Source organism: Candidatus Hydrogenedentota bacterium (assembly GCA_016791475.1).
In the GTDB taxonomy this organism is placed as follows: Bacteria; Hydrogenedentota; Hydrogenedentia; order Hydrogenedentales; family JAEUWI01; genus JAEUWI01.
In genome coordinates this window covers 1-502 of the sequence record JAEUWI010000522.1, presented here as the reverse complement: position 1 = coordinate 502, position 502 = coordinate 1, and the positions used below count along the sequence as shown (strand labels likewise).

1 protein-coding gene is annotated in these 502 nt (G+C 63.7%); it reads right to left on the bottom strand.

Going from position 1 to position 502, the window contains the following annotated elements; genetic code table 11:
- The coding region (locus tag JNK74_30600; protein ID MBL7650517.1) for a metalloenzyme at positions 1 to 502 on the bottom strand (502 nt) is incomplete at both ends.

The following is a 502-nucleotide window of genomic DNA, read 5'->3' as shown; positions in this document are numbered from 1 at the left end:
AGCGGCCATCAGCTTGCCGACCAGGCCGTCGATGTATTCGACGCAGCGCACCTGCTGGTCGTGCAGGCGGCGCATCTGGTCGGCGTCGAAGCTCTGCCCCTTGTGCGACGCCACCGCGCCGTCGTTGCCCATGGCCTTGAGCACGCCATGCACGCCCGAGACATGCGGCAGGTCCTCGCCGCTGAGCATGTAGGGGTAATGGGTCTCGCCCAGGTTCAGGAAGTAGTAGTGCGGCTCGTCGTCGGGAAACTCGATCTCCGACACCATGCCGGCGAAGTTGTTGTGGTTGTCCATCATCTTGTACTCGTCGAAGTGCCGGCTGATCGCCGTGTACTTGTTGAGCACGGGCATGGACACCTTGGCCACCGTGCGGTAGCCGAGCTTGGACAGCACGCGGGGCAGTGAGAGCTCGGGCAGGAAGTCCTTGAACGCGATGCCGTCCGCACCGGTGCGCAGCCGCCACTGGTCGAACTCTTCCTTGTAGACCTCCGACGCGTAGACA